At 60.1% G+C, this 26375-nt stretch carries 25 protein-coding genes; 20 read left to right on the plus strand and 5 right to left on the minus strand.

Features of this window, described 5'->3' with window-relative positions:
- The first annotated feature begins 94 nt into the window (after window positions 1–94).
- The 9 genes from pilW to ACJ8HH_RS19760 all read left to right on the plus strand — a co-directional run bounded on the left by pilW (window position 95) and on the right by ACJ8HH_RS19760 (window position 9254).
- Complete coding sequence (gene pilW, locus ACJ8HH_RS19720; protein ID WP_039568691.1) at window positions 95–844, plus strand: type IV pilus biogenesis/stability protein PilW; 750 nt, start codon at window positions 95–97, stop codon at window positions 842–844.
- On the plus strand, window positions 834–1808 hold the full coding sequence (gene rodZ / locus ACJ8HH_RS19725; RefSeq protein WP_039568532.1) for a cytoskeleton protein RodZ: 975 nt from the start codon (window positions 834–836) through the stop codon (window positions 1806–1808). Before pilW ends, rodZ begins: the two co-directional genes overlap by 11 nt.
- 47 nt (window positions 1809–1855) lie before the next feature.
- On the plus strand, window positions 1856–2977 hold the full coding sequence (ispG, locus tag ACJ8HH_RS19730; RefSeq protein ID WP_016929756.1) for a flavodoxin-dependent (E)-4-hydroxy-3-methylbut-2-enyl-diphosphate synthase: 1122 nt from the start codon (window positions 1856–1858) through the stop codon (window positions 2975–2977).
- 139 nt (window positions 2978–3116) lie between these two features.
- The gene (gene hisS / locus ACJ8HH_RS19735; protein ID WP_033635593.1) at window positions 3117–4391 is read left to right on the plus strand and encodes a histidine--tRNA ligase; all 1275 of its coding nucleotides are present in this window, start codon (window positions 3117–3119) and stop codon (window positions 4389–4391) included.
- Window positions 4392–4404: 13 nt separating this feature from the next.
- The gene (locus tag ACJ8HH_RS19740) at window positions 4405–5025 is read left to right on the plus strand and encodes a YfgM family protein (RefSeq protein ID WP_033635592.1); all 621 of its coding nucleotides are present in this window, start codon (window positions 4405–4407) and stop codon (window positions 5023–5025) included.
- Window positions 5026–5036: 11 nt separating this feature from the next.
- A complete protein-coding gene (gene bamB, locus ACJ8HH_RS19745) occupies window positions 5037–6218 on the plus strand; it encodes an outer membrane protein assembly factor BamB (protein ID WP_033635590.1) in 1182 nt (393 codons plus the stop codon).
- Between the two features lie 255 nt (window positions 6219–6473).
- Window positions 6474–7964: a ribosome biogenesis GTPase Der gene (der, locus tag ACJ8HH_RS19750; RefSeq protein ID WP_004941442.1), complete on the plus strand. Its 1491-nt coding sequence runs from the start codon at window positions 6474–6476 to the stop codon at window positions 7962–7964.
- Window positions 7965–8063: 99 nt separating this feature from the next.
- A complete protein-coding gene (locus ACJ8HH_RS19755; protein WP_033648913.1) occupies window positions 8064–9020 on the plus strand; it encodes an AEC family transporter in 957 nt (318 codons plus the stop codon).
- 12 nt (window positions 9021–9032) lie between these two features.
- On the plus strand, window positions 9033–9254 hold the full coding sequence (locus tag ACJ8HH_RS19760) for a zinc ribbon domain-containing protein (RefSeq protein ID WP_039568530.1): 222 nt from the start codon (window positions 9033–9035) through the stop codon (window positions 9252–9254).
- Window positions 9255–9258: 4 nt separating this feature from the next.
- Here the strand turns inward: ACJ8HH_RS19760 and ACJ8HH_RS19765 are convergent, their stop codons facing one another.
- The 3 genes from ACJ8HH_RS19765 to ACJ8HH_RS19775 form a co-directional block, all read right to left on the minus strand.
- Window positions 9259–9600, minus strand: coding sequence for a protealysin inhibitor emfourin (locus ACJ8HH_RS19765; RefSeq protein ID WP_033635587.1), 342 nt, complete (start codon window positions 9598–9600; stop codon window positions 9259–9261).
- On the minus strand, window positions 9600–10637 hold the full coding sequence (locus tag ACJ8HH_RS19770) for a M4 family metallopeptidase (RefSeq protein ID WP_060452022.1): 1038 nt from the start codon (window positions 10635–10637) through the stop codon (window positions 9600–9602). The genes ACJ8HH_RS19765 and ACJ8HH_RS19770 overlap by 1 nt, the downstream gene beginning before the upstream one ends.
- Before the next feature lie 62 nt (window positions 10638–10699).
- On the minus strand, window positions 10700–11782 hold the full coding sequence (locus ACJ8HH_RS19775) for a LacI family DNA-binding transcriptional regulator (RefSeq protein ID WP_039568525.1): 1083 nt from the start codon (window positions 11780–11782) through the stop codon (window positions 10700–10702).
- Between the two features lie 358 nt (window positions 11783–12140).
- Here ACJ8HH_RS19775 and ACJ8HH_RS19780 point away from each other — a divergent pair, with 358 nt between their 5' ends.
- Together ACJ8HH_RS19780 and ACJ8HH_RS19785 are read left to right on the plus strand one after the other, a co-directional pair.
- Window positions 12141–13451, plus strand: a complete 1311-nt coding sequence (locus ACJ8HH_RS19780) for an MFS transporter (RefSeq protein WP_039568523.1) — start codon at window positions 12141–12143, stop codon at window positions 13449–13451.
- A gap of 11 nt (window positions 13452–13462) precedes the next feature.
- The gene (locus ACJ8HH_RS19785; RefSeq protein ID WP_039568520.1) at window positions 13463–15829 is read left to right on the plus strand and encodes a glycoside hydrolase family 31 protein; all 2367 of its coding nucleotides are present in this window, start codon (window positions 13463–13465) and stop codon (window positions 15827–15829) included.
- A 3-nt stretch (window positions 15830–15832) separates the two neighbouring features.
- Here the strand turns inward: ACJ8HH_RS19785 and xseA are convergent, their stop codons facing one another.
- Complete coding sequence (gene xseA, locus ACJ8HH_RS19790) at window positions 15833–17209, minus strand: exodeoxyribonuclease VII large subunit (RefSeq protein WP_039568688.1); 1377 nt, start codon at window positions 17207–17209, stop codon at window positions 15833–15835.
- 170 nt (window positions 17210–17379) lie between these two features.
- On the opposite strand from xseA, the gene guaB reads away from it, so the two are divergent.
- The 8 genes from guaB (at window position 17380) to ACJ8HH_RS19830 (ending at window position 24990) form a co-directional block, all read left to right on the plus strand.
- Window positions 17380–18843: an IMP dehydrogenase gene (gene guaB / locus ACJ8HH_RS19795; RefSeq protein ID WP_033635581.1), complete on the plus strand. Its 1464-nt coding sequence runs from the start codon at window positions 17380–17382 to the stop codon at window positions 18841–18843.
- Window positions 18844–18945: 102 nt separating this feature from the next.
- Complete coding sequence (gene guaA / locus ACJ8HH_RS19800) at window positions 18946–20523, plus strand: glutamine-hydrolyzing GMP synthase (protein ID WP_039568517.1); 1578 nt, start codon at window positions 18946–18948, stop codon at window positions 20521–20523.
- A gap of 328 nt (window positions 20524–20851) precedes the next feature.
- A complete protein-coding gene (locus ACJ8HH_RS19805) occupies window positions 20852–21421 on the plus strand; it encodes a recombinase family protein (RefSeq protein WP_060452041.1) in 570 nt (189 codons plus the stop codon).
- A 9-nt stretch (window positions 21422–21430) separates the two neighbouring features.
- Window positions 21431–22741: a DNA cytosine methyltransferase gene (locus tag ACJ8HH_RS19810; RefSeq protein WP_060452023.1), complete on the plus strand. Its 1311-nt coding sequence runs from the start codon at window positions 21431–21433 to the stop codon at window positions 22739–22741.
- A gap of 103 nt (window positions 22742–22844) precedes the next feature.
- Window positions 22845–23858: a restriction endonuclease gene (locus ACJ8HH_RS19815; protein WP_154641091.1), complete on the plus strand. Its 1014-nt coding sequence runs from the start codon at window positions 22845–22847 to the stop codon at window positions 23856–23858.
- Window positions 23859–23940: 82 nt separating this feature from the next.
- Window positions 23941–24135, plus strand: a complete 195-nt coding sequence (locus tag ACJ8HH_RS19820; RefSeq protein WP_195907144.1) for a hypothetical protein — start codon at window positions 23941–23943, stop codon at window positions 24133–24135.
- Window positions 24136–24398: 263 nt separating this feature from the next.
- Entirely contained in the window at window positions 24399–24626 is a 228-nt protein-coding gene (locus tag ACJ8HH_RS19825) for a type II toxin-antitoxin system Phd/YefM family antitoxin (RefSeq protein ID WP_038872484.1), read from the plus strand.
- Between the two features lie 31 nt (window positions 24627–24657).
- Window positions 24658–24990 (plus strand): type II toxin-antitoxin system RelE/ParE family toxin, encoded by a 333-nt coding sequence (locus ACJ8HH_RS19830; RefSeq protein ID WP_041036319.1) that lies wholly within the window; start codon window positions 24658–24660, stop codon window positions 24988–24990.
- Between the two features lie 59 nt (window positions 24991–25049).
- On the opposite strand, the gene ACJ8HH_RS19835 is transcribed toward ACJ8HH_RS19830, so the two are convergent.
- Complete coding sequence (locus ACJ8HH_RS19835; RefSeq protein WP_033635579.1) at window positions 25050–25412, minus strand: winged helix-turn-helix transcriptional regulator; 363 nt, start codon at window positions 25410–25412, stop codon at window positions 25050–25052.
- A gap of 122 nt (window positions 25413–25534) precedes the next feature.
- Here ACJ8HH_RS19835 and ACJ8HH_RS19840 point away from each other — a divergent pair, with 122 nt between their 5' ends.
- Entirely contained in the window at window positions 25535–26368 is an 834-nt protein-coding gene (locus tag ACJ8HH_RS19840) for an enoyl-CoA hydratase/isomerase family protein (protein WP_060452025.1), read from the plus strand.
- Window positions 26369–26375: the final 7 nt, after the last annotated feature.

Raw genomic sequence — 26375 nt, forward strand, 5'->3', positions numbered from 1 at the left:
TATAGCACCATTTTTTGTTATCTAACAGCCTGTTATGCGAAAGCGTGTCGCTGGCGGGCGTTAGCTGACGGCCGATAAGGAAATGAATGCGGGCATGAAGCTGAAACTGTGGGGTGTGTGGCTGGCGGCCGGGTTGTTGGCCGGGTGTTCCGGTTCAGCGCCGGAAAAGGAAGCACAAGTCTCTGAGGCGGGCCAAACGCGGTTGCAGCTGGGCCTGGAGTACCTGCAGCAAGGCGACATGGACGCCGCGCGCCAGAACCTGGAAAAGGCGCTGGACGCGGCCCCGCAGGATTACCGCACGCAGTTGGGCATGGCGCTCTATGAGCAGCGGATCGGTGAAAATGCCGCGGCCGAACAGCGTTATCGGCAAGCGCTCAAACTTGCGCCGGGCAATGGCACCGTATTGAATAATTACGGTGCGTTTCTTTGCAGTTTAGGGCAGTATGTACCGGCGCAACAGCAGTTTAGCGCAGCGGCGCTGGCGCCCGATTATGGCCAGGTCGCCGACAGCCTGGAAAACGCAGGTTACTGTTTTCTCAAGGCCGGACAAAACGATGAGGCGCGCACGCTGTTGAGCCGCGCGCTGAAAGTCGATCCGGACAAAGGCACTCCGCTGTTGGCGGAGGCCGAAAAGCAATTTGGAGAAGGGAAGCGCGCCCAGTCGCAACTTTTATTGGATGTTTATCAGCATGTTCTGCCGGCCAGCGCCAGCAGCTTATGGTTACAGATTCGTTTCGCCGCGTTAGCCGGCCGTCAGGATAGCGTTCAACGCTATGGCAAGCAGCTAGCGCGAAGTTTTCCACAATCCAAACAGTACCAGCAGTTCTTAGCTAATGAATACTGAAGCCTCCCAAGATAAAACCGTATCCATGACGACGGGCCAGCGCCTGCGTCAGGCCCGTGAGCAACTCGGGCTGAGCCAACAGACCGTTGCAGAACGCCTGTGTCTCAAAATGTCCACCGTGCGCGATATCGAGGAAGACAGCGTGTCCGCTGACCTCGCGTCCACTTTCGTGCGCGGCTACATCCGTTCCTACGCCAAGCTGGTGCATTTGCCGGAAGACGAACTGCTGCCGATGCTGGCCAAGCAGGCGCCGTTGAAGATGGCGAAAGTGGCGCCGATGCAAAGCTTCTCGCTGGGCAAACGCCGCAAGAAACGCGACGGCTGGCTGATGAGCTTCACCTGGCTTATCGTGTTCGTGGTGATCGGCCTGACCGGCGCCTGGTGGTGGCAAAACCACAAGGCCCAGCAGGAAGAGATCGCCACCATGGCCGATCAGTCCTCCGCGCAGCTTTCGCAGAATAACGAAGGGCAGTCCGTGCCGCTGACCGACGGCAATGCCGATGCCGGCACCAACGTGCCGTTGACCGACAACAGCGCCGCGCCGGCCGATACTGGCGCAGCGGCTCAGGCGCCGGCGGCGACCGCCCAGGCGCCGAGCGCGGCTCAGCAGCAGCCTGCCGTGGTGTCGCCAAGCCAGACCACCCTGCCGGAAACCGCGCCGGCGGCACAGGCGCCGTTGCCGACCGCCGATGCGGGCGTGGCTGCGCCGGTGGCCGATCCGAATGCGCTGGTGATGGATTTCTCTGCCGACTGCTGGCTGCAGGTGACCGACGCGAGCGGTAAGACGCTGTTCAGCGGCACCCAGAAGCAGGGTGGCAAGCTGAACCTGGCCGGCACTGCGCCGTATAAACTGACCATCGGCGCGCCGGCGGCAGTACAGATCCAGTATCAGGGTAAGCCGGTTGATTTAAGCCGGTTCGTTAAGTCAAACCGTGTTGCTCGCCTGACCGTCGCCGCGCAGTAATCGCGCGGCACCGGTCGTGATGTCAGAGCAGCAATGGAGAGTAAGTAATGCATAACCAAGCGCCCATCAACCGTCGAAAATCTACACGCATTTACGTCGGCAAGGTGCCTATTGGTGATGGCGCGCCGATTGCCGTGCAGTCGATGACCAACACCCGTACCACCGATGTTGAAGCAACGGTTAATCAGATCAAAGCGCTGGAGCGCGTGGGCGTCGACATCGTCCGCGTTTCGGTTCCTACCATGGACGCCGCCGAGGCATTCAAGCTGATCAAGCAGCAGGTCAACGTGCCGCTGGTCGCCGATATCCACTTCGATTATCGCATCGCGCTGCAGGTTGCCGAATACGGCGTAGACTGCCTGCGCATCAACCCGGGCAACATCGGCAACGAATCGCGCATTCGCTCGGTGGTGGACTGCGCCCGCGACAAGAACATCCCGATTCGCATCGGCGTCAACGGCGGCTCTCTGGAGAAAGACCTGCAGGAAAAGTACGGCGAACCTACGCCGGAAGCGCTGCTGGAATCCGCCATGCGCCACGTGGACATCCTCGATCGCCTCAACTTCGACCAGTTCAAGGTCAGCGTCAAGGCGTCGGACGTGTTCCTGGCGGTGCAATCCTACCGCCTGCTGGCCTCGCGCATCGATCAGCCGCTGCATCTGGGCATCACCGAAGCCGGCGGCGCGCGCAGTGGGTCGGTCAAATCGGCCATCGGCCTGGGTATGCTGCTGTCTGAAGGCATCGGCGACACCCTGCGCATCTCGCTGGCGGCGGATCCGGTCGAAGAAGTGAAGGTCGGTTTCGATATCCTGAAGTCGCTGCGCATCCGCGCGCGCGGTATCAACTTTATCGCCTGCCCGACCTGTTCGCGTCAGGAATTCGACGTGATCGGCACGGTGAACGCGCTGGAGCAGCGCCTGGAGGATATCATCACGCCGATGGACGTTTCGATCATCGGCTGCGTGGTGAACGGCCCGGGCGAAGCGCTGGTGTCCACCATGGGCGTGACCGGCGGCCACAAGAAGAGCGGCTTCTATGAAGACGGCGTGCGCCAGAAAGAGCGTTTCGACAACGAACAGATGATCGACCAGCTGGAAGCGAAAATTCGCGCCAAGGCCGCGATGATGGACGAAAGCAACCGCATCACGGTCAATCTGCTGGAAAAATAAGCGTTATCGCTACACGGCGGGCCTGTTGGCCCGCTTGTTTATGAACCTGAAGGGCAGAAAACCGCATCCGCGTTGAATACCGGGCGGCAAAGTCCCTATAATCAGGTTCATTTTTACAGACAACGGACAGAGAACTCACGTGGCAAAGAACATTCAAGCCATTCGCGGCATGAACGACTACCTGCCGGAAGAAACGGCATTATGGCAGCGTATTGAAGGCACCCTCAAGCAGGTGCTGGGCAGCTACGGTTACAGCGAAATCCGGTTGCCGATTGTAGAGCAGACCCCGTTATTCAAACGCGCGATCGGTGAAGTGACCGACGTCGTGGAAAAAGAGATGTATACCTTCGAAGACCGCAACGGCGAAAGCCTGACGCTGCGTCCGGAAGGGACGGCCGGCTGCGTGCGCGCCGGCATCGAACATGGTCTGCTGTACAATCAGGAACAGCGTCTGTGGTACATCGGCCCGATGTTCCGCTACGAGCGCCCGCAGAAGGGCCGTTACCGTCAGTTCCATCAGCTGGGCGCGGAAGTGTTCGGCCTGCAAGGCCCGGACGTCGACGCCGAGCTGATCCTGCTGACGGCCCGCTGGTGGAAAGCGCTGGGCATCGCCGAGCACGTCAAGCTGGAGCTGAACTCCATCGGTTCGCTGGAGGCGCGCGCCAACTACCGCGACGCGCTGGTGGCGTTCCTGGAGCAGCACGTTGAGGTGCTGGACGAAGACTGCAAACGCCGCATGTACAGCAACCCGCTGCGCGTGCTGGACTCCAAGAATCCTGAGGTGCAGGCGCTGTTGAACGACGCGCCGCGCCTGTCCGAGTACCTGGATGAAGAATCCCGTGCTCACTTCGCCGGTCTGTGTGAACTTTTGGCGCAGGCAGGTATCCCATATACCGTTAACGAGCGCCTGGTGCGCGGTCTGGATTACTACAACCGCACCGTGTTTGAGTGGGTGACCACCAGCCTGGGCGCGCAGGGCACCGTCTGCGCGGGCGGCCGTTACGACGGCCTGGTCGAGCAACTGGGCGGCCGCGCCACCCCGGCGGTCGGTTTCGCCATGGGCCTCGAACGCCTGGTGTTGCTGGTGCAGGCGGTTAACCCGGAATTCAAGGCGCCGTCGGCTATCGACGTGTACGTCATCTCTTCCGGCGCGGGCACCCAGAGCGCGGCGATGCAGCTGGCTGAACAGGTGCGCGACGCGGCGCCGCAGCTGAAGCTGATGACCAATTACGGCGGCGGCAACTTCAAGAAGCAGATCACCCGTGCGGACAAATGGGGCGCGCGCATTGCGCTGATCCTGGGTGAGAGCGAAGTGGCGGCGCAGCAGGTGGTGGTGAAAGACCTGCGCAGTGGTGAACAAGAAACGCTGGCGCAAAGCGAAGTCGCTGCGCGTCTGGCTTTGATGTTAGGTTAAGGAGAAGGACACCGTGGAAGTCTATACCACTGAAAACGAACAAGTCGACGCACTGCGTCGGTTCTTTGCCGAGAACGGCAAAGCGCTGGCGGTGGGCGTGGTGCTCGGAATTGGTGCCCTGGTTGGCTGGCGTTACTGGCAGAGCCATGAAAACTCCAACATGATGGCTGCGTCGCAATCCTATCAGGAAGCCAGCGATCGTCTGGCGGCCGGCAAGCCGGATGACGTGGCTGCCGCGGAGAAATTTGTCCAGGCTAACGGCAACAGCTACGGCGTATTGGCCGCGCTGCAGTTGGCCAAGCACTTTGTCGAACAGAATGATTTCGCCAAGGCGGAACAGCAATTGGCGCTGGCGCAGGGCCAGACCAAAGACGACAACCTGCTGGCGATGATCGACCTGCGTCTGGCGCGCGTCCAGCTGCAGGAGAAAAAGCTGGATGAAGCGCTGAAAACGCTGGATGGCGTGAAAGGCGAAGGCTGGGCGGCGATGATGCAGGATGTGCGCGGCGATGTGCTGCTGGCCAAGGGCGACGCCAAAGGCGCGCGCGAAGCTTACAGCAAAGGCATTGAGTCCAACGCTTCTCAGGCGCTGCAGGTTCTGCTGCGCATGAAATTGAATAACTTGTCCAGCTAAGGGGAATTCCCATGCAATTGCGTAAAACACTCTTGGTCGGACTGGTTTCCGCTGCCTTGCTGAGTGGTTGCTCGCTGTTTAACAGCGAAGAAGACGTGGTTACCATGTCGCCGTTGCCGAAAGTTGAAAATCAGTTTACGCCGAGCAAGGCGTGGAGCACCTCGGTGGGCGACGGCATCGGTGAGTATTACTCCCACCTGCGTCCGGCCTATCAGGACAGCACCATTTACGCCGCCGATCGCTTCGGCATCGTGAAAGCGATGGACGCCGACAGCGGCAACGAGAAGTGGAAGGTCAATCTCTCCGAGAAGACCGGCTTCTTCTCCAGCAACCTGTCTGCGCTGCTGTCCGGCGGCCTGACGGTCGCGGGTGACAAGGTTTACGTCGGCAGCGAAAAAGCGGTGGTTTACGCATTGAACACCGCCGACGGCGCCATCGCCTGGCAGACCAAAGTGGCCGGCGAAGCGATCTCCCGTCCGGTTGTCAGCGACGGCATGGTGTTGGTGCACACCTCCAACGGCATGCTGCAGGCGTTGAACGAAGCCGACGGCGCGGTGAAATGGACGGTTAACCTGGACATGCCTTCGCTGTCGCTGCGCGGTGAATCCGCGCCGGCCGTCGCCTTTGGCGCCGCCATCGTCGGCGGTGACAACGGCCGCGTCAGCGCCGTGCTGATGCAGCAGGGTCAACTGATCTGGCAACAGCGTATTTCTCAGCCGAGCGGCGCGACCGAAATCGATCGCCTGAATGACGTGGACACCACGCCGGTGATCGTTGACGGCGTGGTCTACGCGCTGGGCTACAACGGCAACCTGACGGCGCTGGATCTGCGTTCCGGCCAGATTATCTGGAAACGCGAGCTGGGTTCGGTGAACGATTTCATCGTCGACGCGGGCCGCATCTACCTGATCGACCAAAACGATCGCGTAGTCGCGCTCAGCACCGAAGGCGGCGTGACCGTGTGGACGCAGAGCGATCTGCTGCACCGCAACCTGACGCCGCCGGTGATGTATAATGGTTATCTGGTGACCGGTGACGCCGAAGGTTATCTGCACTGGATTAACACCACCGATGGCCGTTTTGTCGCCCAGCAGGAAGTGGACAGCTCCGGCTTCCTGTCTGCGCCGATGGTGGCCGGCGACAAGCTGATCATCCAGGCTCGCGGCGGGAAAGTTTACGCTTTCACCCGCTAACGCCGCTCGTCGTGACCCTTCTTGCACCCGAAATATTTCGGGTTGCAGCCAGGCGGCAAGCGCATGAGTCCTCGGGAGCTTAGTGAACTAAGTAACCGAGGCGAAGGTGCGCAGACAACGCCGCTGTGGCGCGAAAGATGAAGGGGAAAACGGCTCCTGAGTGTTCAGGGGCCGTTTCGTATTTTATAAGCTGCACCGCTGGTGTCTATCCACAGTGCAGTAACGCATTGATTATTAAGTAATGAGGCTTCAACAATGATACCTGTCGTCGCGCTGGTCGGGCGCCCGAATGTGGGTAAATCCACCTTGTTCAACCGTTTAACCCATACGCGCGATGCGCTGGTGGCGGATTTCCCGGGGCTGACGCGTGACCGCAAGTATGGTCGTGCTGAAATCGAAGGCAATGAATTCATCATCGTCGATACCGGCGGTATCGACGGCACCGAAGACGGCGTCGAAACGCGCATGGCCGGTCAGTCGCTGCTGGCGATCGAAGAGGCGGACATCGTGCTGTTCATGGTCGACGCCCGCGCCGGCCTGATGCCGGCGGATCAGGGCATCGCCCAGCACCTGCGCAGCCGCCAGAAGGCGACCTTCCTGGTGGCCAACAAGACCGACGGTCTGGATCCGGACACCGCCACCGCCGATTTCTACTCGCTCGGCCTGGGTGAAGTGTTCGCTATCGCCGCTTCCCACGGCCGTGGCGTGACCCAACTGATCGAACACGTGCTGGTGCCGTTCGTGCCGGAAAAACCGGAAGACGTCGAGCTGACCGAGGAAGAGGCCAACGCCGCTTACTGGGCCGAGCAAAACGGCGAAACGCTGGAAGGCGAAGAAGACGAAGAGCCAGAAGAAGCGTTCAACCCGCAGGATCTGCCGATCAAGCTGGCGATTGTCGGTCGCCCGAACGTCGGTAAGTCTACGCTCACTAACCGCATCCTCGGCGAGGAGCGCGTGGTGGTGTATGACATGCCGGGCACCACACGCGACAGCATCTACATTCCAATGGTGCGCGACGAACGCGAATACGTGCTGATCGACACTGCCGGGGTGCGTAAACGCGGCAAGGTGACTGAAACCGTCGAGAAGTTCTCGGTGATCAAGACCCTGCAGGCGATTGAAGACGCCAACGTGGTGCTGCTGGTGATCGACGCGCGTGAAGGCATCTCCGATCAGGATCTCTCGCTGCTCGGCTTTATCCTCAATAGTGGGCGCTCACTGGTGATTGCGGTCAACAAGTGGGACGGCATGAGCGAAGAAGATCGCGAGCACGTGAAAGAGATGCTCGACCTGCGTCTGGGCTTCGTCGACTTCGCGCGCGTGCACTTCATTTCCGCTCTGCACGGCAGCGGCGTCGGCAACCTGTTCGAATCGGTACAGGAAGCCTACGAGTGCGCAACCCGCCGCGTAAACACCTCGATGCTGACCAAAATCATGCAGATGGCGGTTGACGATCACCAGCCACCGTTGGTGCGCGGCCGCCGCGTGAAGCTGAAATATGCTCACGCCGGCGGTTACAACCCGCCGATCGTGGTGATCCACGGCAACCAGGTCAGCGATCTGGCCGATTCGTACAAACGCTACCTGATGAACTACTTCCGCCGCTCGCTGAACGTGATGGGGACGCCGATCCGCATCCAGTTCAAAGAGGGCGACAACCCGTTCGCCGGCAAACGCAACCTGCTGACGCCGACCCAGATGCGTAAACGCAAGCGCCTGATGAGCCACCTGAAAAAGAGCAAGTAATCGCTCATGAGGGGCGCGGCAGTGATGCCGCGCCCCTTTTTTATTGGCCCGAAATCGTTTTATTATCTGAAGATTACCTCGCCTGCCTGAAGGAACACCATGTCCTGGGAAACCTGGAGTTTTGCGTTTAACGTCACCGTGCCGAATCTGTTGATGATGCTGCTGGGGATCCTGCTGCGCCATTGGCGCCTGATGGATGACCGCTTCGTCGATGGCGCGACCCGCCTGGTGTTCAATCTGGCGCTGCCATGCCTGCTGTTTTTCAGCATCGCCACCAACCACCCGCAGCTGCTCGGCAACCTGCCGCTGGTGCTGTTCGGCGCGGTCGGCACGCTGGCGACCTTCCTGCTCCTGGAGCTGGCCGCCAAGTGGCTGGTGAAAGAACCGCGTGAGCGCGGGGTGTTCGTGCAGGGAGGTTTCCGCGCCAATACCGCCATCGTTGGCCTGGCCTACGCCATGACCGCCTACGGCAGCGAAGGCATTGCGCTCGCTTCGCTGTACCTGACGGTGACGGTGATCCTGTTCAACATACTGTCGGTCATCACCCTCACGCGCAGCCTGCAGGGCGGGCAGGGCAAGAAAATCAGCCACCTGTCTTTGCTGCGCAGCATCGTTACCAACCCGCTGATCATCGGCCTGGTGTGCGGGCTGCTGTACGCGCAAACCGGGCTGGGCATCCCGACCGTGATCCGCCAGACCGGCAGCTATATCTCTGCGCTGTCGCTGCCGCTGGCGCTGCTGTGCACCGGCGCCAGCCTGGATTTTCGCGCCATGTTCCGTTCGTCCAACGTGGCGGCGCTGTCGTCGGCGGCCAAGCTGTTTCTGGTGCCGTGCCTGATGACGCTGGCCGGCTGGCTGTGCGGGTTTCAGGGGGCGGCGCTGGGCATTATCTTCCTGTTTTCCGCCACGCCGACCGCGTCGGGCAGCTATGTGATGACGCGCGCCATGGGCGGCAACGCCACGCTGGCGGCCAATATTATCGCCATCACCACCGTCGGTTCGTTCTTCACCACCGCGTTGGGGATTTATTTCTTGCGCTCATGGGGCGCGATTTAACCTGGAGTCGTTATGGAAGCGCACTGTCCGCAATGCCGTCAGACCATGAAGTGGGTAGCGGGTCACTACCATTGTGAAGCTTGCCAGCGCGATTATCGGCAGCTGGCGAGCTGCCCGGCGTGCGGGCAGCCGCTGCAAGAATTGAAAGCCTGCGGGGCGGTGGATTACCTGTGCCAGCACGGGCACGGGCTGATCTCCAAAAAACGGGTGAATTTCAGCTATCAGCCGCTGTAAGTCCTCACTCATCCACCTGGCCGGTTTTCCACAGATCCACCAGCGCCTGCGGCGCGCTGCTTTCCGGGATTAACAGCACGATCTCAGTGCTCAGGGTGGGGCTGGTGTAGTTGATTTGCACGCGGTAGTAGCGCTGGTCGCCGCAGCCGGGGGAGGTGGGCTGGCCTTCTTCCTGCGCATAGGGCAGCGTCTGGTTCAGCAACTGATTCAGGCGCTGCCGCTGCTCCGGCGTGATATCGGCCAGCGCGATGCGGCGCTGGCCCGCCAGTTTGGGAATGTAGGCAAAGCCTCCCTCGCGCGCCAGCTCAATGACCGTATCCTGATTGAGCGTCGGCAGCGGTTTCATTATTCCACCCCCACCTGATGCCAGGCTTGCTGCACCTTGTCCGCCACGTTCTGGTCGAAACGCGCTAGCGCATGTTTCATCGTGGTGCGGGCGAAGGTGGCGAAGTCGGCGTTTTGCGGCAGCGCTTTGTCGCACACCGTGTCATACCAGACGTAACCGGCTTTCTCCCAGGCGAAGCCGCCCAGCGCCGTCGCCGCCAGGTAGAAGGCGCGGTTAGGGATGCCGGAATTGAGGTGCACGCCGCCGTTGTCTTCCTTGGTCTGGATATAATCCTTCATGCTGGCGGGCTGCGGGTCTTTACCCAGCAGCGGATCGTCGTAGGCGGTGCCGGGTGCCGACATCGAGCGCAGCCCTTGGCCTTTGATGCCCTCGGCGAGCAGCCCGGCGCCGATCAGCCAGTCGGCTTTATCGGCGGTTTGCTGCAGGTGGAACTGCTTGACCAACGAGCCGAAGACGTCGGACAACGACTCGTTGAGCGCCCCGGACTGCTGGTAGTAGATCAACCCGGCTTCGCTCTCGGTCACGCCGTGCGCCAGCTCGTGGCCGACCACGTCGATGGCGATGGTGAAACGGTTGAAGATCTCGCCGTCGCCGTCGCCGAACACCATCTGCTGGCCGTTCCAGAAGGCGTTCTGGTACTCCTTGCCGTAGTGCACGCTGCCAACCAGCGGCAGCCCCTGGTTATCCAGTGAATTGCGGCGGTAGGCCTGCCAGAAGAAATCGTAGGTGACACCGAGGTAGTCGTAGGCTTCGTCCACCGCCACATCGTGGTTGCTGGGGTGGTTGCTGGGCTGGCCCTCTTTGCGCACCTGTTTGCCGGGCAGCTGGGTGCCGTTCTGGGCGTCGTAGATATCGCGGAGCGCTTCGCCGGCTCGGGCGTTTTTCTCGGTCGGCGAACGCAGCGGCTTGTTGCCGAGCAGGCTTTGCACGTGGTTCAGCGTGTGCAGCGCGCAGTCGCGCTGCGGGGCGTTGCCGTGTTCAATGATGCGGCGCAGCATGTAGGGAGGAATGACGGAACGCATGCGCTGGGCTGGCATAGTGGCTCTCCTTAGGCAAAAATTTTACCTCATCGAATGAATGCACTGTGCCTAAGTGTAGCCTACTCGTCATAAAGCCTGTGGTCATGCGTGCTCACCGCCGGCGCGGTCTTGTGCGGGCTGATGCGTCGCACCGAGGTGCGCACCGCCAGCCGGCCGTGCAGCAGCAGATTACACGGCGGCGCGTCGGCGCGCAGCATGCGCCGCTGCAGCAGTTGGATCGCCTCGTAGCCCAGTTCGTCGCGCGGCACCTGCACCGAGGTCAGCGGCACATCGTGGATTTCCGCCAGATTGAAGCCGTCGGTGCTCATCACCGAGACGTCGCCCGGCACGCTCAGCCCCCGCTTGTTGAGCGCTTTGACCGCCCCGACCGCCATGTAGTCGCCGCCGGCCAGGATCGCCGTCGGCAGCGGGGAGTGGCCGTGGATGCCGTCGAGATAGGTGGTCAGCGCCTGCTCGGCCTCTTCGCCGCCGAAGCCGGAGGTGGTGATCAGATGGCGGCCGTCGTCGAACGGCAAATGATGCCGGGCGTAGGCCTGGCGGATGCCCGCCAGCCGCAGCTCCATGGTGTGGCGGCGCAGGCATTGCAGATTGAGGATATGGCTGTGCCCCTGCTGAAACAGGTAGCTGGCGGAATAGTCGCCGATCAGCTGATGATCCGGCGAGACGCTGTCCAGCCGCATCTGCCGATCGCTGCAGTTGATCAGCACGCAGGGCTTGTGCAGATCGGCGGCCAGGGTGTGGATATGTTCGTCGTCGATGCCGATGATCAGCGCCGCTTCGGTGTGCGGGTCGCTCATCTTTTCCAGAAACAGCGCGCCGTCGCTGTGTTGCTCTTCCAGCCCGCAGTAGCGGATGCGCACCTCGTGCTCCATTAGCGCGGCGGCGATACCCTGAATGACCTTGTAGTAGAAGATGTCGGTGCGTACGTCGAACGCGCGCTGCGGCGCGAACACCATCACGTTGTTCAGCATCAGCCGGCCGCTGGAAATGCCCTGCAGAATGCCGTTTTGCTGCGCACAGTCCAGCACCTTGCGGCGCGCCTCGGCGCTGGTGTTGGCCTTGCCTGCCAGCACGCGGGAAACGGTGCTGATCGACAGCCCGGTTTGGCGAGCGATCTCCTGAATTTTCAGCTTTCCGTTCATTCTGTGATCTCCTTCAAATTCGTCCGTGAGAATATTTTCATTGCAGATTTTCAGCGTCTTGACCGGATTTCTTGGTCATTATGACTATTTTTTCACCCGCCTGTGAAAATTTTTGCAAAAAACAGCGTTTCGCTGCGCGCTCTCGCTGAGTAGTCTGCATTGGTACACCAATTTTAGCGACCTGTCAGTCCAATTTTAACGGTGTGCGAAAATGAAAACAAAAATAAATCATGGGGTTGTGATTGTCTGTCGGCCAGTGATACGGCGCCGACCCGTTTTCACCGCCCCGTGTTTGATAGCACAACGTACCCTACCAAAACGCGCGTCGCCGTAGCCGGCGGCCGCGGGGAGAGAACCGATGAGTGTGGAGATCAATCAGGCGGTCGCGCAGAGCGGCCGGCGCAAGTTCAAATCGCTGCGCTGGTGGATGCTGGCGCTGTTCTTGCTGGGCGTCACGGTCAACTACATCACCCGCAACTCGCTGGGCATTCTGGCGCCGGAGCTGAAAACCAGCCTGAATATGAGCACCGAGCAATATGCCTGGGTGGTGGCGTCGTTCCAGCTGGCCTACACGGTGTTTCAGCCGATCTGCGGCTGGTTGATCGACGTTATCGGCCTGAAGATGGGCTTTCTGATCTGTGCCGGCATCTGGGCGGTGGTGTGCATGCTGCACGCCGGCGCCGGCAGCTGGCTGCAACTGGCCATTCTGCGTTTCTTCATGGGGGGCGCGGAGGCGGCGGCCACCCCGGCCAACGCCAAGGCGATCTCCGACTGGTTTCCGAAGAAGGAGCGGCCGATCGCCGCCGGCTGGGCGGGCGTCGGTTTCTCCATCGGCGCTATGCTGGCGCCGCCGATCATCGTCATCGCTCACGTCTCCTTCGGCTGGCAGGGCGCCTTCCTGTTCTCCGGCGGGCTGGCGCTGATCTGGGTGGTGCTGTGGTGGCTGTTCTACCACTCGCCGCAGCAGCACCCGAACCTCGGCCAGCAAGAGCTGGATCTGATCCGCGAAGACAACGAGCCGGTGCTGCCGAAGCTGCCGTTCCTCACCTCGCTGGCCAGCCTGTGCAAGAACAAGAAGTTTTACGGCATCGCCATCCCGGCCTTTCTCGCCGAGCCGGCCTGGGCGGTATTCAGCTTCTGGGTGCCGCTGTACCTGGCCACCGAACGCGGCATGGATCTGAAACAGATCGCGATGTTCGCCTGGCTGCCGTTCCTGGCGGCGGATATCGGCAGCGTCGCCAGCGGCTATCTCACCACCCTGTACCGCAAATGGTTCGGCTGCAGCCGCGTCAACTCGGTGGTCGCCAGCTCGGTGACCGGCGCTTTCCTGATGGTGTCGCTGGCGTTCGTGGCGATCACCCAAGATCCCTATGTGGCGATCGCGCTGATCTCGATCGGCGGCTTCGGCCACCAGGTGATCTCCTGCATGCTCAGCGCGCTGGTGGTGGAGTCGTTCGATAAAAACCAGATGGCGACGGTCAACGGCATGCGCGGATCCAGCGCCTGGATCGCCAGCTTCCTGTTCACGCTGCTGATCGGCGCGGTATCCGACACCATCGGCTTCAACCCGCTGTTCATCGCCATGGGCTTCTTCGATCTGATCGGTGCCCTGTTCCTGATTGCCCTGATCGCCGAACGCGGCGGTAAGAAAACACCTTCACACAGCTAAGTGGAATGCTTATGAAAACCTTGAAAAACTGGACGCTGGCGGCGCAGCATGCCGACCACGTTGAGCTGCTGGTCGATGAACGCCACCGTTTCTGCCTGTACGTGCTGGAAGACGGTCTGTTCCGCGTGTTGATCAAACGTGAGGGCGAACTGGCGCTGGATCGTACCTGGAGCATCGCGCCGCAGGAAGATGTGCCCTGGGAGGGGCGCGATCGGCTCAGCGTCGCCGGCTTCAGCCTGCCGGGCTACCAGCTGCGCCAGGAGGGCGATCGGCTGGTGGTCAGCACGCCGCTGCTGCGCGTGACGGTGCATCAGCCGCTGTGGCTGGAATGGGAATATTGCAACGCCGCCGGCGAATGGCGGCCGCTGGCGGCGGATCGGCCGACCAGCGCCTACCTGCTCAATGCGCACGGCGACGGCGTGGCGCACTATCAGCGGCGTTTCGCCGATGAGCGTTATTACGGCCTGGGGGAGAAGGCCGGCGATCTGGAGCGCACCGGCCGCCGCTTCGAGATGCGTAACCTGGACGCCATGGGCTACAACGCCGCCAGCACCGATCCGCTGTACAAGCACATTCCGTTCACCATCACCCGCGGGCCGGAGGCGAGCTTCGGCCTGTTTTACGACAACCTGAGCAGCTGCTGGTTGGATCTGGGCAACGAGATCGACAACTACCACGCGGCCTATCGCCGCTATCAGGCCGAAGCGGGCGATCTGGATTACTACCTGTTCCTCGGGCCGAAGGTCTTGGACGTCACTAAGGCCTTCGTGCGCCTGACCGGCCGCACCCACTTCGGACCGAAGTGGAGCCTGGGCTACAGCGGCTCGACCATGCACTACACCGACGCGCCGGATGCCCAGCAGCAGCTGCAGCAGTTCATCGCGCTGTGCCGTCAACACGCCATTCCCTGCGACTCCTTCCAGCTGTCGTCGGGCTACACCTCGATCAACAACAAGCGCTACGTGTTCAACTGGAACTACGACAAGGTGCCGCAGCCCAAGCTGCTCAGCCAGGCGTTTCACGACGCCGGCCTCAGGCTGGCGGCCAACATCAAGCCGTGCCTGCTGCAGGATCACCCGCAGTATCAGGAGGTGGCGGCGCAGGGGCTGTTTATCCGCGATTCGCAAAGCGACGCGCCCGAGCGCTCCAGCTTCTGGGACGACGAAGGATCGCACCTCGACTTCACCAACCCGGCGGCGGTGCGCTGGTGGCAGCGGGGCGTCACGCAGCAACTGCTGGAGATGGGCATCGACTCGACCTGGAACGACAACAACGAATACGAAGTGTGGGACGGCGAAGCGCGCTGCCACGGCTTCGGGCGGCCAATCGCCATCAAGCACATCCGCCCGGTGATGCCGCTGCTGATGATGCGTGCCTCGATGGAGGCCCAGCAGCGCTTCGCGCCGCAGAAGCGGCCGTATCTGATCTCGCGCTCCGGCAGCGCCGGCATGCAGCGCTACGTGCAGACCTGGAGCGGCGACAACCGTACCAGCTGGCAGACGCTGCGCTACAACATCCGCATGGGGCTGGGCATGAGCCTGTCCGGGCTGTATAACCTTGGCCACGACGTCGGCGGCTTCTCGGGCGACAAACCGGATGCGGAGTTGCTGGTGCGCTGGGTGCAAAACGGCGTGATGCATCCGCGTTTCACCATCCACTCCTGGAACGACGACGCCACGGTCAACGAGCCCTGGATGTACCCGGCCGCCACCCCGGCGGTGCGCGAGGCGATCAACCTGCGTTACCGACTGCTGCCGTATTTCTACACGCTGTTGTGGCAGGCCTGCGCCGACGATGAGCCGATGCTGCGCCCGACCTTTCTCGATCATGAACAGGATGCGCGCACCTTCGGCGAGAACGACGATTTTCTGATCGGCCGCGATCTGCTGGTGGCCAGCGTGGTGGAGCCGGGGCAGCGCCGGCGTTCGGTGTATCTGCCGGACAACGGCGAAGGCTGGTACTGCTTCTACAGCGGCCAATGGTTCGGCGGCGGCCAGACGGTGACGCTGGCGGCGCCGCTGGAGCGTTTGCCGCTGCTGGTGCGCGCCGGGGCGGCGCTGCCGCTGTCGCAGCGGCTGGCGCATGTGGACGTGGCCGCCGACGATCGGCGCGAGCTGCGGCTGTTTCCGCTCAAGGGCTGCGGCGCAAGCAGCGGGCTGCTGTTTGAGGACGACGGTGAAAGCGAGGGCTGGCGACAGGGCGATGCGCTGTGGCTGCGTTGGGAAATGCGCTGCGACCATCAGCGCATCATGCTGGATATCACGACGGAAGGGCGTTTCCGCCCGGCCTGGCGCACGTTGGCGCTCAGCCTGCCGGAAGGCGAAATGCGCGCGCTGTGGGTGAACGGCGAACCGGGCGAGCGTTTTACGCTGGAGTAGGGGTTACTCGGCCGCGCGTTTCTTGCGCGGCTTCTTGGCGACGGTGATGGTTTTCACCTCGCTTTCCACCCAGCCGTCCTGCAGGCGGGTTTTCAACAGTTCGCCGACCTGCGCCTGCTTGGTGGTTTTCAGCAGCTCGCCGCGCGGGGTTTGCGTCACGCTGTAGCCGCGCGCCAGCGTCGCCAGCGGGCTGACGGTTTCCAACTGGCTGCAGGCCACGCCGAAGCGCTGGCGGTAGGCGTTGAGCTGCCGCTCCATCGCTTGCTGCAGGCGGTATTCCTGCTGCTGCACGCGCTGTTGGTAGCGGTGAATGCGGCCCTGCGGCTGCACCTGCGCCAGCCGCTGCTGGGCGCGTTCGCTGCGGCGGGCGGCCAGGCGCAGCTGTTGCTGCATGCCGTCTTCCATCCGGCGCTGCAGCTTGAACAGCAGCGTCTGCTGGCGCGCCAGGCGCAGATGCGGATGCTGCTGCTGTAAACGGTGGTGAATGCGGGTGAACTGCTGCTGGCGCTGCGCCAGGTAGTAATCCATCGCCATCTCCAGCCGCTGCTGCTGCGACTGCAGCTGGCGCAACAGCTCGAGCTGATTGCGGCTGACCAGTTCGGCGGCGGCGGAAGGGGTCGGCGCGCGCAGATCGGCGACGAAGTCGGCGATGGTGACGTCGGTTTCATGGCCGACGGCGCTGACGATCGGAATGCGGCTGGCGAAGATCGCCCGCGCCACGCGTTCGTCGTTGAAGCTCCACAGATCTTCCAGCGAACCGCCGCCGCGGCCGACGATCAGCACGTCGCATTCTTCGCGGCGGTTGGCGGCCTCGATGGCGCGCACGATCTGCATCGGCGCTTCGGCTCCCTGCACCGAGGTGGGGTAGATGACGATCGGCAACGACGGATCGCGCCGCTGCAATACCTGCAGAATATCGTGCAGCGCCGCGCCGCTGGCGGAGGTGATCACCCCGACGCGTTTGGCCGGGGCGGGCAGCGGCTGCTTGAACTGCTGATCGAACAGCCCTTCGGCGCTCAGGCGCTGTTTCAGCTGCTCGAACTGTTGCTGCAGCAGGCCGTCGCCGGCGGGCTGCATGCTCTCGGCGATCAGCTGGTAGTCGCCGCGCGGTTCATACAGCGTAATGCTGGCGCGCACCAGGACCTGCTGGCCGTTTTGCGGCCGGAAGGTGACGCGGCGGTTGCTGTTGCGGAACATCGCGCAGCGCACCTGGGCGCGATCGTCTTTCAGCGTGAAATACCAGTGGCCGGAGGCGGGCTGGGAGAGGTTGGAGATCTCGGCGGAGAGCCAAATCTGCCCCATTTCCATTTCCAGCAGTTGGCGAACCGTCTGATTGAGGCGGCTTACGGTAAAAATGGAAGGCGAAACAGGTAGCGACATGTGACCCAGATCAAATTTCAAAACAATCACTTAATTGGTCGATACTACATGGCTGAAAAAGGTAATCAAGACTTTTTGTAAGAAAGTGCTGGAGGCAACCGATTCCGCTCTGTATAATGCCGCGGCAATATTTTATCTTTTTCACAGCCCACCCTGGTGAGATATTGCCCATGCTACGTATCGCTAAAGAAGCTCTGACGTTTGACGACGTCCTCCTGGTTCCAGCCCACTCCACGGTTCTGCCTAACACCGCAGAGCTCGGCACTCAACTGACCAAAACCATCCGCCTGAACATCCCTATGCTGTCCGCAGCCATGGATACCGTTACCGAATCCGGCCTGGCCATCGCGCTGGCGCAGGAAGGCGGCCTGGGCTTCATCCACAAAAACATGTCCATCGAGCGCCAGGCTGAAGAAGTCAGCCGCGTGAAGAAGCATGAAAGCGGCGTAGTTACCGACCCGCAGACCGTTACCCCATCCACCACGCTGCAGGAAGTGAAAGAGCTGACCGCACGCAACGGCTTTGCCGGTTACCCGGTCGTCACCGAAGACAATGAGCTGGTCGGCATCATCACCGGCCGCGACGTGCGCTTCGTGACCGATCTGACCCAGCCAGTCACCGCGGTCATGACGCCGAAAGATCGCCTGGTCACCGTGAAAGAAGGTGAAGCGCGCGACGTGGTACTGCAGAAGATGCACGAAAAGCGCGTAGAAAAAGCGCTGGTGGTGGACGACAGCTTCCACCTGCTGGGCATGATCACCGTTAAAGACTTCCAAAAAGCGGAACGCAAACCGAACGCCTGTAAAGACGAGCACGGCCGTCTGCGCGTGGGCGCGGCGGTCGGCGCCGGCGCCGGCAACGAAGAGCGCGTTGACGCGCTGGTGGCGGCAGGCGTTGACGTTCTGCTGATCGACTCCTCGCACGGCCACTCCGAAGGCGTGTTGCAGCGCATCCGCGAAACCCGCGCCAAATACCCGGATCTGCAGATCGTCGGCGGCAACGTCGCGACCGCAGCGGGCGCCAAAGCGCTGGCTGAAGCCGGCGTGAGCGCGGTGAAAGTCGGTATCGGCCCTGGCTCCATCTGTACTACCCGCATCGTGACCGGCGTGGGCGTACCGCAGATCACCGCCATCGCCGACGCGGTGGAAGCGCTGGAAGGCACCGGCATCCCGGTTATCGCCGACGGCGGCATCCGCTTCTCCGGCGACATCGCCAAAGCGATCGCCGCGGGCGCATCCTGCGTGATGGTCGGCTCCATGCTGGCGGGCACCGAAGAATCCCCGGGCGAAATCGAGCTGTATCAGGGCCGTTCGTTCAAATCTTACCGCGGCATGGGCTCGCTGGGCGCGATGTCCAAAGGCTCTTCCGACCGTTACTTCCAGACCGATAACGCCGCCGACAAACTGGTGCCGGAAGGTATCGAAGGCCGCGTGGCCTATAAAGGCATGCTGAAAGCCATCGTGCACCAGCAGATGGGCGGCCTGCGCTCCTGCATGGGCCTGACCGGCTGCGCCACCATCGACGATCTGCGCACCAAGGCGGAGTTCGTGCGCATCAGCGGCGCCGGCATTCAGGAAAGCCACGTGCACGACGTGACCATCACCAAAGAGTCGCCGAACTACCGCATGGGCTAATGCCTTAACCTCTCCTGAGTGAGAGGCCGGGGTGGGGCGTTAAGCCCCATCCCGAAACACACATTTTCGCTCTTTTTCTCTTGTTGCTGGAATTCGCCTCACATGACACAAAATATCCATAAGCATCGCATCCTGATACTGGACTTCGGTTCGCAATACACCCAACTGGTCGCCCGCCGCGTGCGCGAAATCGGCGTTTACTGCGAACTGTGGGCCTGGGACGTTAGCGAAGAGCAGATCCGCGAATTCAACCCAAGCGGCATCATCCTCTCTGGTGGCCCGGAAAGCACCACCGAAGCCGGCAGCCCGCGCGCCCCTGACTATGTGTTCAACGCCGGTGTGCCGGTGCTGGGCGTGTGCTACGGCATGCAGACCATGGCGATGCAGCTGGGTGGCCATGTGCAGGGTTCCACCGAACGCGAGTTCGGCTACGCGCAGGTGGAAATCGTCAAAGAGAGCGCGCTGCTGCGCGACATCGAAGACGCCATCAGCCCGGCCGGCAAACCGCTGCTGGACGTGTGGATGAGCCACGGCGACAAAGTGACCGCGATCCCGTCCGACTTCGTGACCGTCGCCAGCACCGACACCTGCCCGTTCGCCATTATGGCCAACGAAGAAAAACGCTTCTACGGCGTGCAGTTCCACCCGGAAGTGACCCACACTCGCCAGGGCCAGCGCATGCTGGAGCGCTTCGTACTGGACATCTGCCAGTGTGAAGCCCTGTGGACCCCGGCCACCATCATCGAAGATGCGGTCGAGCGCATCCGCGAGCAGGTGGGTGAAGACCACGTGATCCTCGGCCTGTCCGGCGGCGTTGACTCCTCCGTCACCGCGATGCTGTTGCACCGCGCCATCGGCAAACGCCTGACCTGCGTGTTCGTCGACAACGGCCTGCTGCGCCTGAACGAAGCCAAGCAGGTAATGGAAATGTTCGGCGACCACTTCGGCCTGAACATCGTGCACGTCGAAGCGGAAAACCGCTTCCTGACCGCGCTGGCGGGCGTGGACGAGCCGGAAGCCAAGCGCAAGATCATCGGCCGCGTGTTCGTTGAAGTGTTCGACGAAGAAGCCTGCAAGCAAGAGCAGGTGAAATGGCTGGCACAGGGCACCATCTACCCGGACGTGATCGAATCCGCCGCTTCCGCCACCGGCAAAGCGCACGTGATCAAATCGCACCACAACGTGGGCGGCCTGCCGAAAGAGATGAAGCTGGGCCTGGTCGAGCCGCTGAAAGAGCTGTTCAAAGACGAAGTGCGCAAGATCGGCCTGGAGCTGGGCCTGCCGTACGACATGCTGTTCCGTCACCCGTTCCCGGGCCCGGGTCTGGGCGTGCGCGTGCTGGGCGAAGTGAAGAAAGAGTACTGCGATCTGCTGCGCCGCGCTGACGCTATCTTCATCGAAGAGCTGCACAAAGCCGACCTGTACAACAAAGTCAGCCAGGCGTTCACCGTGTTCCTGCCGGTGCGTTCGGTCGGCGTGATGGGCGACGGCCGCAAATACGACTGGGTGGTCTCCCTGCGTGCGGTAGAAACCATCGACTTCATGACCGCGCACTGGGCGCACCTGCCGTATGACTTCCTCGGCCGCGTCTCCAACCGCATTATCAACGAAGTGGACGGCATCTCCCGCGTGGTGTACGACATTAGCGGCAAGCCGCCGGCGACGATTGAGTGGGAGTGATTTAACGTCTGGCAACAGCCTGCACGTAAAAATAAAACATCTCTAAGCCCGCGTAACTGCGGGTTTTTTTATCCATAGCGTACCGGGTCAGCCATAATGGCACGACTATCTGCAATCGCCTCCTCGGTTTCTTTTTCGTTCATGCTTGTGCCTCTTTTGTAGCCGTTAGCGGCTACTTCAAACCTTGAGTTCACATTCTCGCACATGGTATCGGTGTTCGGAAAAGGGTGGTTTTCTGAACAAGTAAAAATATCGCAATTTTTCGTCGTGAGAACTACTGGAGGGGTGTTAATATATCCGTCAATTTTTCAATGTCTTGGTTGTGTCCATGAGTCAACGTATAGGGTACGCTCGCGTATCAACTGACGATCAGAACCTAGACCTGCAGCGTGACGTGCTTAAGCAGGCTGGATGCGACGTTATCTACCAAGATGCGGCCAGCGGTAAGAGCACAGCACGACCGGAGCTTGAGCAGTGTCGCAAGGCGCTTCAGGCAGGGGACACTTTGGTGGTTTGGCGGTTGGATCGCCTCGGACGTAGCCTGCCGGACTTGGTGCGGATTGTGACCGATCTTGAGCAACGTGGTGTTGGGTTTGAAAGTTTGATCGAAAAGATCGAAACGGACAGCGCGATGGGAAAACTGACTTTCCGTGTGTTTGCAGCGCTGGCTGAGTTCGAGCGCGGTTTGATCCTAGAACGCGCGCAAGTTGGGCTGACAGCTGCCCGTGCTAGAGGCCGGGTTGGGGGCCGTAAACCGAAGTTGGATGATCAGCAGGTGTGTGAAATCAAGTTATTACTGCGAGATCCTGATATCCAGGTGGCTGATGTAGCCCGTCGTTATGGCGTGTCTCGAACGACTCTTTACAAATACGTCGGCGTTATCATGCCACGTCAATGAGGATACAGGATGAGTAAAAGCGACGCTGTCGTATCTCTTTTTGCTGGAGCAGGCGGTTTCTCCGCCGGCTTTAGCCGGGCTGGACTAAAGCCGCTTTTCGGGGCTGAAATTAACGCTGACGCTTGTCAGACTTACCAGTTAAATATTGGCAGTCCCTGTCATCAGCTTGATCTGAGCACAGTAGAGCCTGTGCAGCTTGAAAAACTTGCTGGCGGCCATAGACCATTTGTTGTTATCGGCGGCCCCCCGTGTCAAGGGTTTAGCACTGCTGGCCCCCGAAATGCTGCCGATCCCCGCAACCAGCTCATCTTTAATTACCTCAATATCGTTGAGAGGTTATCCCCCCGCTGGTTCATCTTCGAGAATGTCGAGGGGCTATTGACTTCAGGCCGTGGCAGGGACCTTGCGCGTCTGGTTCGCGAGTTTGTTGAAATGGGGTACTCGATCCGTCTGCAGAAAGTGAATCTCGCCTCGTATGGCGTGCCACAGACGCGCAAGAGGGTTTTAATCATTGGCAACCGGCTGGGTATCGACTTCCAGTTTCCCGAGGAGCTGTTTTCGTTTGACAGCGGGAAGGCAAGAAAGCTTTCTGGTAAGCCCATGGCCCCCAATTTGGCCGAAGCGATCGCAGGGCTTGGTTCGGCAGCAAGTGCAAGGGGGGCGCTGGTTCCGTACGCGAGTGATGATCCGGTCAACGCATTCGACGCTCGCATGAGGGAGGGCAATATCACTGGTACCGTGACTCATCATGTAGGAGTGGAGCTTTCCGGACGCATGCAAGTGGAATTGCTTAAGCCTGGCCAGACGATGAAAGACCTTCCGTCAGAGCTTTGGCATGACAGTTACAAACGTCGTGCAAACCGGAGGGTTTCGGACGGCATGCCGACAGAAAAACGAGGTGGTGCGCCATCAGGAATCAAACGTCTACATGGAAATTTGCAGAGTCTCACGATTACGAGTGCCGCCGCTCGGGAATTTATCCATCCTACTGAGCACCGTCCTCTAACCATACGAGAGTGCGCTCGCATTCAGACTTTTCCTGATAGTTATCAGTGGGTCGGCAACAATGCAAGTGTTATCCAGCAAATAGGGAATGCGGTTCCGCCGCTAGCTGCTGAGCTGCTTGCTAACCATTTGAAATATATTGACGGTTCGTTTGGCGCGGATACACGTCCAGCGGACGGAAGGGCCGCGAAACTTTTAGGGTTTGTTCTTACCGAAGCACTTGGGATGAGCCCAGCTCTTAAATCAACAGAAGTGCTACTCACAGAAATGTATCAAGGGAGTATTGTTTTCGATGATCACACGACAACGGCTTAGCGCGGAAAGGTCGCGCCAGCTAACAAGACTGCTTACTATCGCGAACACTGCAAACATTCGGGCTCTCATGGAACCTAGCGAGCTGGCGAAGGTAATTGCACTTGTGGCCATCGACATCGGTAAGGGCGGTGAAATGGCGCGAGTTTTCCCCGCGCTTTGGCCGAAGGTCGTCCCGCAGCAGGAGTACTATGACATAGCGGTTGATTGGTTCACTGCCCCTGATGTAACAGTTACGTCCTTTGACGTGGTTGATATGCTTGATTCTGGTGCGTCACTGGATCAGGACTTCATGACGTACCTGACGTGTCTGACCGAACTGCATAAGCGGCGGCGTAAGTATGGGCTGATTCTTCAACAGCAGCCCCTGCCAACCATGGTGCAGGTTTCTCCCCGGGCGCTCATGGAATATGGGCCGGATTTTCCCCCGGAAGCGCTTGCTTCATGGCTCACTTGGCGCAAATTTTTCTACGATCTTGACAACCGGTCCGCACAGGAAACCGGCTATCTTTTTGAGCCTATCCTTGCAGCTGCTATCGGTGGAGAACCCAAATCGGCTCGTGAGCGTGTTGTCAGACGTGCCGATGACCCGACGAAGGGCCGACAGGTTGATTGCTGGAAGGTGTTGCCGGATGGGACTCTGCTCGCATACGAACTGAAGCTGCGCGTGACTATTGCAGCCAGTGGTCAAGGTCGGTTCGGTGAGGAGATTTCCTTCGCCCGTGATTGCAGAAGCTCGGGTGCAAAGCCAATTCTTGTCGTACTGGACCCTACAGAGAACGACAAGCTGACTGGTCTTCAAGCCGCGTACCGTGAGGCAGGCGGCGCTGCTTACGTAGGGGATGCTGCGTGGAATCATCTTGAGGACGAAGCTGGCGTAACGATGGCGTCGTTCATTGAGCGATACGTTCGGGTGCCGGTTGCTTCCGTGTCTAGTTTTGAGAAAGCTATTGAAGGTGATATGTCTAAGCGCAGCCTCATCCTGCGAGATCTGCAAGCGAAGCTCGAAGGCAACGAGTTGACTATCTCTCTTGGAGAGCATCAACGTCGTATCGAACGCCACGAGGATCAGAGCTTGGCAACCGACGCGGACGATGACAGCGAACCGCCGGAAATGTGAGTTCGAGAGTAAGCAGCATAGTGCAGTCGTATCAGGAAAACCATGCCGAACCGTTTTTATCACCGAGGAGGCTGAGACTGAGATGGTCGCCGTCGGCTATGAGTTCGAACTGACACCCATTGCCTGCATGGTGCGTCTGCGCAATGTGCTGAAGGTTATGAGTGATCCTGAGCTGGCCAGCCGGGCAAGATCGCTGACCAGAAGCGCAAGCACAGGCGGAACAAGTCATTTTCAGTCGACTAAGCTGGAAATGGTATTTTTCGTGGCATTGCTATGATTAATGTTTTTAACTGCTTGTAAGTGAATTGAATTTTTTATAATTGAGTGGGAATGATTTAATCCCCCCTTCACAGCCTGTTCGTAACTAGGCCAAAGTGACTAAAACCCTCTGTTTTTACAGAGGGTTTTTCTTTGTATGGCCATGTCTTTTCTGCCTGTTGTCAGCCATGAGGTAAGTTATGGGTAAAGCCGAACATTGTTTGTGGTCTAAATATGGCCTATATTCAGACCTTGGTATGATTGATAGCGCCTGGGGGCACGATGAAAGTAGAGACCATCAGCTACGTTAAAAAAAACGCGGCCACGCTCGATCTCTCTGAACCTATCCTGGTCACGCAAAATGGGGTTCCCGCCTACGTGATAGAATCCTATGAGCAGCAGCAGGAGCGGGAGAACGCCATTGCTCTGTTGAAATTGCTGACGCTTTCAGAGAAAGATAAAGCGGAAGGGCGCGTGTTCTCGAAGGAACAGCTGCTGGATGGGCTTTAAGCATTACAGTGCTCAACATTAAGGGATTGCAATGGAACAGCAGGTGACCTTTGAGTACACGCTTACGGTAAAGCACTGCATCGACACAATAGCGAGCCATCTCCGTCGCGTTGATGTCGAACCGCGCCCAGTGATTGCGGATATACTCACTCAGTTTGAGAGCATCGTTGGCCAGTTCCCACAAGGATGTCAGATTTGCCCCGAGCTGCTCAAAATTGGCTGTGCAAAGTACCGGGAGTTTAATCACGCTGAAGGTTACCGGGTTTTGTATTCTGTAGACGGAAGGTTGGTAACAGCACATGCGATTTTGTCACACCGGCAGGACATCCAGCAGCTGCTGTTTAAGCGACTGATCATGGCCTGATAGCCCGATGGGCTGTCTAACTCTCGTTTTCCTGCAAGTGAAAGACTATGGGGATCACATCACTCGTCCTGCTCATCATACTTGCGTTGGCACTCCTGAATCGCCTCAATATTCCCTAACGTCCAGTCGAACAGTATCGAGAACGGCCCCTGCAGGGATTTGCCGAGCGGCGTCAGCGAATACTCGACGCCAAGTACCCGCCCATCCAACACTTTGCGATGCACCATGCCGTTGCGTTCCAATTTGCGCAGGGTCTGGGTCAGCACGCGTTGCGTGACACCATCCAGACGGCGCTTGATGGCGTTGAAACGCTGCGGTTCGCGCAGCACTTCCAACACCATCATGGACCATTTATCGGCAATCTGATCGAGCACGATGCGGCTTGGGCAGTCGGCGCGGTAAACAACATCGGTCTTATCCATCGGTATCCTCCCGCATCCCTGGGATGCTTAAGGTGCGTAATTGACGCCAGGTATGCAAAGTATACCATTCGAAACACGGCGCGAATAACCCGCACTTGTACCCCAGGTAAAAGGACATTGAGATGACAGATACAGATTTCAGCAAACTCAGGCTGTCTCATGCGCACGGCGTGATGACGATCGCTATCGATAACCCACCGGTAAACGTGCTTGATGTGGCGCTGATGTCGGAAATCAGCCGTTTATTGCTCGCGGTGCGTGACGATCCGGATACGCGGGTGTTGGTGTTCCAGAGCGCGAACCCAGCGTTCTTTATTGCTCACGTCGACATGACCTTGATCGATGAGCCGCACGCTTTCGACGAACTGGCGAGCAACGCGCCGGAGGGGCTAAATCCGTTCCAGGCGTTTGGCGAACTGCTGCGCAGCCAGCCGCAGGTCACTCTCGTTAAGCTGGCTGGGCTGGCGCGCGGCGGCGGCGCCGAGTTTGTGGCGGCGGCCGATATGGCTTTCGCTGCACGGGAAACGGTGGGACTGGCCCAGTGCGAGGCCTTGATGGGCATTACGCCCGGCGGCGGCGCGACGCAGTATCTGACGAGCCGAATGACGCGCGGCCGCGCTCTGGAAGTGATCCTGGGCGCCGAGCTTTTCGATGCCGCTACTGCAGAACGCTACGGCTGGATTAACCGTGCCTTGCCAGCCGCCGAGCTCGATGATTTCGTCGATCGGTTAGCGCGCAATATCGCGGCATTGCCTGCGGGGGTGATTGCGGCGGCCAAACAGGCGATGCCTGCGCCGGATCTGCAGGCCGGTTTTTATCGCGAGCACGACGCCTGGGCGGGATTGTTCGCACGCCCGGCCGCGGAGCGGTTGATTCGCGGCGGGCTGAAGGCCGGTGCGCAAACCCCGGAGGGGGAGCGCAACCTTGAGAGCCTGCTGCGTCATCTTGCCCGCTAAACCACCG

This window comes from Serratia sp. CY32780 (genome assembly GCF_052169135.1).
Lineage (GTDB): Bacteria > Pseudomonadota > Gammaproteobacteria > Enterobacterales > Enterobacteriaceae > Serratia > Serratia sarumanii.